6 protein-coding genes are annotated in these 5,939 nt (G+C 70.9%); 2 read left to right on the forward strand and 4 right to left on the reverse strand.

Going from position 1 to position 5,939, the window contains the following annotated elements; genetic code table 11:
• Positions 1-964 (forward strand): ethanolamine ammonia-lyase subunit EutB (locus tag G6020_RS09930; protein ID WP_241732649.1); only part of this gene is annotated, 964 nt, incomplete at its 5' end.
• Complete coding sequence (gene eutC, locus G6020_RS09935) at positions 961-1,725, forward strand: ethanolamine ammonia-lyase subunit EutC (protein WP_182610506.1); 765 nt, start codon at positions 961-963, stop codon at positions 1,723-1,725. The genes G6020_RS09930 and eutC, both read left to right, overlap by 4 nt.
• A gap of 153 nt (positions 1,726-1,878) precedes the next feature.
• On the opposite strand, the gene G6020_RS09940 is transcribed toward eutC, so the two are convergent.
• The 4 genes from G6020_RS09940 to G6020_RS09955 all read right to left on the reverse strand — a co-directional run.
• Positions 1,879-3,396, reverse strand: a complete 1,518-nt coding sequence (locus G6020_RS09940; protein WP_182610507.1) for an FAD-dependent oxidoreductase — start codon at positions 3,394-3,396, stop codon at positions 1,879-1,881.
• Positions 3,396-4,412, reverse strand: a complete 1,017-nt coding sequence (locus tag G6020_RS09945; protein WP_182610508.1) for a diiron oxygenase — start codon at positions 4,410-4,412, stop codon at positions 3,396-3,398. The genes G6020_RS09940 and G6020_RS09945 overlap by 1 nt, the downstream gene beginning before the upstream one ends.
• Before the next feature lie 128 nt (positions 4,413-4,540).
• Complete coding sequence (locus G6020_RS09950) at positions 4,541-5,206, reverse strand: TetR/AcrR family transcriptional regulator (protein WP_241730559.1); 666 nt, start codon at positions 5,204-5,206, stop codon at positions 4,541-4,543.
• A 91-nt stretch (positions 5,207-5,297) separates the two neighbouring features.
• The coding region (locus G6020_RS09955) for an NAD-dependent dehydratase (RefSeq protein ID WP_182610510.1) at positions 5,298-5,939 on the reverse strand (642 nt) is incomplete at its 5' end.

The following is a 5,939-nucleotide window of genomic DNA, read 5'->3' on the forward strand; positions in this document are numbered from 1 at the left end:
GTTCCACACCACCGTGGGGTTGCCGGGCACGCTCGCCACGCGCCTGCAGCCCAATCATCCGACCGACGATCCGCGGGGCATCGCCGCGGCCACCCTCGACGGACTGCTCCTGGGCTCCGGCGACGCGGTGATCGGCGTCAACCCGGCGACGGACTCCCCGCACGCCACCTCGGACCTGCTGCATCTGCTCGACGAGATCCGGCAGCGTTTCGAGATCCCCACGCAGTCCTGCGTCCTGTCGCACGTCACCACGACGATGGAATTGATCGAGAAGGGGGCGCCGGTGGACCTGGTGTTCCAGTCCGTCGCCGGCACAGAGGGCGCCAACTCCGGTTTCGGAGTGGACCTGACGCTGCTGCGCGAGGCCAACGAGGCGGGCCGGTCGCTGCACCGCGGCACCGTGGGCGACAACGTGATGTACTTGGAGACCGGCCAGGGTTCTGCGTTGAGCGCGGGCGCACACCTGGGGACGGGCGGTCTGCCGGTGGACCAGCAGACCCTCGAGGCCAGGGCCTACGCGGTGTGTCGCGACCTCGAACCTCTGCTGGTCAACACCGTCGTGGGGTTCATCGGACCCGAGTACCTCTACGACGGGAAACAGATCATCCGCGCCGGACTCGAGGACCACTTCTGTGCCAAGCTCCTCGGGCTGCCGATGGGCGTGGACGTCTGCTACACCAACCACGCCGAAGCCGACCAGGACGACATGGACACCCTGCTCACGCTCCTCGGGGCGGCGGGCACCGCGTTCGTCATCGCGGTCCCCGGCGCCGACGACGTGATGCTCGGTTACCAGAGCCTGAGCTTCCACGATGTCCTGTACGTCAGGCAGGTGCTGGGACTGACCCCGGCTCCCGAGTTCGCGGCCTGGCTCGACTGTCTGGGCATGGTCGATGCGCAGGGACGGATCCTGGACGTCGACGCGACCGGATCTCCGCTCCGCGCTCTGACGGGGACGCGATGAGCGGGATCGAGCCGTCCTTCTGGGACGAGCTGCGTCGCAGCACCCAGGCGCGCATCGGGCTCGGCCGCACCGGTGACTCCCTTCCCACCCGCCGCGTCCTGGAGTTCCGGTCCGCCCACGCCGCCGCGCGCGACGCGGTGCACATGCCGCTGGACGTCGAGGCCCTCGCCTCGGAGGTGGACAAGCTCGGCATCGGGGAACCCGCCGTGGTCTCCTCGCAGGCCTCCTCGCGTGCGGAGTACCTGCGGCGCCCGGATCTGGGCAGGGTGCCGCAGGACCTGTCCTCGATCACCACGGGAGAGTTCGATGTGGGCCTCGTCCTGGCCGACGGCCTGTCGCCTCGAGCACTGATGGACCACGGCGCCGGGCTCCTCGCCGCGCTGGTGTCCGAGCTGTCCGAGCTGTACTCGATCGCGCCGCCGGTGATCGCGACCGAGGCGCGGGTGGCGCTGGGCGATCACCTCGCCCAGGCGATGGGGGCGCGCACGGTCGTGGTGATCATCGGCGAGCGGCCGGGACTGTCGGTCGCGGACAGCCTGGGGATCTACCTGACCCACCTGCCCGCGCCGGGCACCTCCGACGCCGGGCGCAACTGCATCTCCAACATCCACCCGCCGGACGGGCTGGGCTACGCCCGGTCCGCCCATATCGTCGCCCGGCTCATCGCGGGGGCCCGGGCGCTCGGCGCGTCCGGGGTGGCGCTCAAGGACACCTCGCGGGCGGTCGAGGTGGACGCCTCGGACGCGCTGACGATCGAGTAGCCCGGGCCCGTGGGCCTGCTTCTCAGGTCGCCGTGCCGAGAACAGCGCGACCTGCCCGACGTGCCGGGTGCTCACGTCGGCCCTGCCGGCAATCGCGGCGTCGACATCCGCCGTGGAGCCCCCGGGTACTGCTACCTGCGCTCGGTGTCTCGACTATGTCGCGAACGCCCTCGCCGAACGGGGTGAGCGGAGACGCGCGGCGTTGGCGTCGGCGAGCAGCGCGTCGACAGTCTCGCGGGCGCAGGTCTTGTTGGACCCGATGAACCCGCGGGGACCTCGCTTGATCCACCCGACCACGTAGGCGCCGGGGACCTCGGACCCGCCGGGGCGGTCGAGGACGCGGCTGTCTCGGTGGGGGATCGTCCCGGTGACGGGGTCGAACGGCACGCCCGGCACGGGCACTCCGCGGTATCCGACAGAACGCAGGACCAGTCCTGCGGGCAGAATTTCCTCGGTCCCCGGGCGGGGAACCGCTCGCACGTTCCCGTCCAGGCTCGTCAACTCCGTACCCGCGATCCGCAGTCCCTCGACGCGTCCGTCACCGACGACCTCCACGGGTGCGGTCTGGAAACGCAGGACGATCCGCGGCCTGCCCGTCCGTGGCGCGCGGGCGGCCACGTCCGCGAGGCAGTCGAGCATGAGGGATCTCTGGGGATCGGTCTCCGCCCCCGGATCGATCCCGTCCGGGGCGTCGACGCGCAGGTCGATGTCCTCACGCGAGGCCAGCCCGACGAGTTCGGGAAGGGTGAACGCGGCCTGGGCGGGCCCGCGTCGACCCAGCACGACGATCTCCCGGATGCGACTGTCCCGCAGGGCCTTCAGGGCGACAGGGGAGATGTCGGTCGCGGCGAGGGACTCCGCAGGGGTGGCGAGGATCCGGGCGACGTCGAGGGCGACGTTGCCGTTGCCCACGATGACGGCCCGCTCGTGGTCGAGCGGGACCCGGGCCTCGACGTGGTCGGGGTGGCCGTTGTACCAGGACACCACCTCCGTGGCGGACATGCTCCCGGGGAGCCCGGTGCCCGGGATCTCGAGGGGGCGGTCGGTGCTGGCCCCGGTCGCGTAGACCACGGCGTCGTGGGCGGCGGCGAGCTCGTCCACGGTGACATCCCGGCCGATCTCCACCCCCAGCCGGTAGGTGAATCCGGCCTGGGCCTCGATGAGCGCGAACAGGTCGGTGACCGACCGGGTCCTCGGGTGGTCGGGGGCCACGCCGTGCCGGGCCAGGCCGTGGGGGACGGGCAGGCGATCGAAGACGGTCACCTCGACGCCCGGCTGCCTGAGCAGCTCGTCGGCGGTGTACAGAGCGGCGGGGCCGGCTCCGACGATCGCCACCCGCAGTGGCTCCCCCGCGGGGCCGCGGTCCCGCACCAGACGGCGGATCGGGGGGACCGGCGCCTGGGGCGGGTACGGGCGAGACGGCGTGCTCAACACGGCGTTGAGGTCGAGGAAGACCTGCTCGCCAGGGGCGAGGCGGTCGTCGGGGACGATCGCCCCGACCGGGCACGCTCCCACGCACGCCCCACAGTCCACGCAGACGTCCGGGTCGATGTACAGCATCTCGGCGGTGGCGAAGTCCGGCTCGTCCGGAGTCGGGTGGATGCAGTTGACCGGGCACGCGTGGACGCAGGACGCGTCGGCGCAGCAGGCCTGCGTGACGACGTGGGGCATCAGACGGCGGCGGAGTACGAGACCGGCGGCTCGCTGCGGTAGCGGGAGGCGCGGCCGTCGATCTTCAGCGCCCGCCAGACCCGCCGGGCGAGCGGGTTCATCAGGCCGGACTGCTCGGCGAGCATCCGCACGTCGGAGAAGAGGTCGGACAGGAACTCGCGGGACTTCGGGCTGTCCCAGTACAGCTCGTCGATGACCTCGCGGGGGACACCGAACTCCTCGCGGAATTCCTTGGTCGGCTTGAGGATGGAGTCGCACAGCACCCGCATGATCACGGGGAAGGCCAGGGAGACCGCGAAGATCTGACCGCGGCTCATCCGGGGCGCGTGGCGGGCCACGTAGGTGTGCGCGAAGGAGATGTGCCGGGCCTCCTCGGCCACGTGGATCTCCATGATGCGGCTCAGGACGGGCGGGAGCTCGTCCGCGCCGCGCAGGATCTGCTTCTGCGTGTGGTCGATCGGCTCCTCGCCGGCGAGGACGCCGATGAAGAAGCCCACCGGTGTGAGGGAGGCGAACCACGGGATGATCGGCGAGACCCGGCGCATCCAGCGGGGCAACCCGGGTACGTCGGCACCGATGATGTTGACGCCCTGCTGGAACATCTGGGTGTGGTGGCACTCCTCGGTCGCCTCGTGGGTGAGGTACCGGAACTCGGCCGACCCGTTGTCCAGGTTCGAGATGTACTGCATGATCCCGCGGATCAGGATGTTCTCGAACTGCAGCCCGACCTTCATGATGTTGGCCTGGCGCCACAGCCCGATCTCGATCTGGGTCTCGACGGGCAACGCCTGGTACCAGGGGTGGGCGCCCAGCGGATCCACGTCCGCGGGCAGGACCCAGCGCTCGTCGGTGCGGTCCACACGGAAGTCGGGGTGATCCCAGGGGACGTCGACGAACGCGTCGAAGTGGCGTCGGACCGACGCCTCGGACAGGCGGAGGAGGGCGGCGTCATACTCCTCGCGGGAGCTGCTCGGGGTCGGGCTCGAGGGGGCGGTGGTGGGCGTGGGTGCGGTCATGGCGATCCCTTTCGTTTCCGACGATGTGGGTCGGAGAGAGCCTCGGAGTACAGAGTGACATTTGAGGTCTCTTTGTAACTGAGGCTAGGCAGCGCGGGCCCTCGTGTCAACGCCCGGGCGCCTACCGCCTACGCACCGTCGGAATGTCCCCGCCCACCGCGGAGTTGTGGGCCCAGGTGCCTCCTGGCGAACTCCCGGGCCACGTCGGGGTCGTCCAGATCGATGGTCGTGGAGGGGGTGAGGACGAATGAGATCACCAGACGGACGGTCACCTCGGCGGCCACGAGCAGTTCGTCGTGCGACCGGGAGTCGTCGAGGCTGGTGGCCATCTCCGAGGCGAGGAACTCGGCACTGCTGCTGACCAGGGGTTCGGCCCGGACGGTGAGATACGGGACGGCGACCTCGGGTTCACTCTCGAGGAGCCGGTTGAGCAGCCCGTGGGCGCGCAGGGTCTCGACGGTGTAGAGGAAGCCTTCGGTGAGCTTGGACTCCACGTCGTCGTACCGGTCGATCTCCTGCTTCAGCCCGGCCAGGATGCGTCCGGACTCGCGGAGCAGGACGGCGTTGATGAGCTCCTGCTTGTTGGCGAACCGGCGGTAGAGGGTCATCCGGGACAGGCCCGACCGCTGCGTGATGTCCCCCATCGTCGACCGGGTCACGCCGAAGAGCTCGAACTGCCGCACCGCCGCGTCGAGGAGCTTCTCCCCGATGTCGTCCGTGGTGCCGCTCGGCACGTGGCGGTCCAGGGCGGCGCGGATGAAGGTCGCGGCGGTGAACGGGAGATTCGCGGGCATCGGTCGATTGTCCCTCACCGGGCGCGCTCGCGCCGGGGTGTGGAATGACCCGGTGTGGCGGGACCCGGGACGTCGCGTCCGGACCACACCGTCAGTCCCCGAGCGCGCGACGGATGGCGTCGTCGATCCCGGTCATCTCCCACCCCGGGGGGAGCAGGTCCGTCGCCGGGCCGGCGGCCACCATCTCGTGGCGGAGACTCTCGATCAGCCCGGCGACGGTACCGGCGTCCACGTCCATGAGCGGGGACAATCCCGCCGCGACCAGATCCCACGGCACCCCGAAGACCGGGACGCGGAGTGTCGGGAGCCCGGCGACCCGGGAGAACCTGCGCAGCAGCGCGGGGTAGGTCAGCGCCTCCCCGCAGCCGAGGTCGCCGTGCCCGGTGCGGGGAGCCACTTCGAGGGCGTGACACAGGGCCTCGACGACGTCACGCTCGGCGACCGGCTCCACGCGGCCGCCGCGCATCCAGCGGGGGACCGGTTGGACCGGCAACCGTTCACACAGGGTGCGCATCATCTCGAAGCCCACCGAACCGGAGCCCAGGACGATGCCGGCCCGCAGGGTGAACACCGGCGTGGGTCCGTCCGAGAGCAGGTGTTGGACCTCGAGTCGGGAGGACATGTGCCGGGAGAGAGGCTCCCCGGGGCCTCCGGACGGAGCGAGTCCGGAGACGTACACGCAGCGACGGACACCGGCCGTGGCCATGGCCTCGCGCATCGCGGCCGCGCCCGC

Source organism: Dietzia sp. B19, assembly GCF_014145155.1.
Lineage (GTDB): Bacteria > Actinomycetota > Actinomycetes > Mycobacteriales > Mycobacteriaceae > Dietzia > Dietzia natronolimnaea.

Excerpts from the sequence above, each read along its gene's own strand:
- eutC (WP_182610506.1), top strand. The coding sequence starts at position 961 with ATGAGCGGGATCGAGCCGTCCTTCTGGGACGAGCTGCGTCGCAGCACC.
- G6020_RS09940 (WP_182610507.1), bottom strand. The coding sequence starts at position 3,396 with ATGCCCCACGTCGTCACGCAGGCCTGCTGCGCCGACGCGTCCTGCGTC.
- G6020_RS09945 (WP_182610508.1), bottom strand. The coding sequence starts at position 4,412 with ATGACCGCACCCACGCCCACCACCGCCCCCTCGAGCCCGACCCCGAGC.
- G6020_RS09950 (WP_241730559.1), bottom strand. The coding sequence starts at position 5,206 with ATGCCCGCGAATCTCCCGTTCACCGCCGCGACCTTCATCCGCGCCGCC.